The sequence below is a fragment of the Bacillus sp. P4_D3 genome, assembly GCF_056401855.1.
Genome location: NZ_JBFUIN010001161.1, coordinates 1 through 740, shown reverse-complemented (window position 1 = coordinate 740; position 740 = coordinate 1). Strand labels below are relative to the sequence as shown.

Genomic DNA, 740 nt, shown 5'->3' with positions numbered 1-740 from the left:
AAACAAGGTTATTAATTTGTGTCTCACAATAAACCTCCTTATTCATATTATTCTTTTTTAAATTGAAAATTTAGACGTTCTGATTGTTTGATTTTCTCAATTACTTTGCGTATACCTTCTTCTATCTGATTTTCTTTTACATTCGATACATTTAACTTTAACAGTCTTTCTTTAGGAAAATCCCTTACATAATTTTTATCAATAGTATCAATATTTATTTGAATATCACTCAATTTTTGTAAAAACATTTCCGAGATACTGGTTTTATCTATTTCTAAACAAGTATGAATTCCTATTGTATTATACTTCTTATATTTAAATAAAAGTGGGTTTTCATTATGCACTTTTTCTAATGTTTCTGCTAGTTTTTTTGATCTATTATTATAGGAGGATTTAATTTTATTTTTATGGCGTTCGAACATGCCACTCTTTATATAAATTTCTAAAGCAGCTTGAGATATCATTGGACTATCGATGTCTAAAATCTTTTTATATTTATGGAAATCAATTGCAATAGCTGGTGGAATAACCGCCACACCGACTCGTAAACCTGGAAAAATAATCTTCGAGTAACTTTTCAAATATATGACATGATTACAATTATGTAAGCTATATAACGGATCTGCTTTTGAATCTGTTTCTAAATCTGCTAAATAATCATCTTCCACTATAAATACATTATACTTCTTGGCCAATAGCACGATTTTTTCTTTCTCATCTTTAGAATAAGACGTTCCAAG

General features: G+C 27.6%; 1 protein-coding gene. It reads right to left on the bottom strand.

Features of this window, described 5'->3' with window-relative positions; genetic code table 11:
- Positions 1–47: 47 nt before the first annotated feature.
- The coding region (locus AC1DTM_RS29980; RefSeq protein ID WP_477001647.1) for an aminotransferase class I/II-fold pyridoxal phosphate-dependent enzyme at positions 48–740 on the bottom strand (693 nt) is incomplete at its 5' end.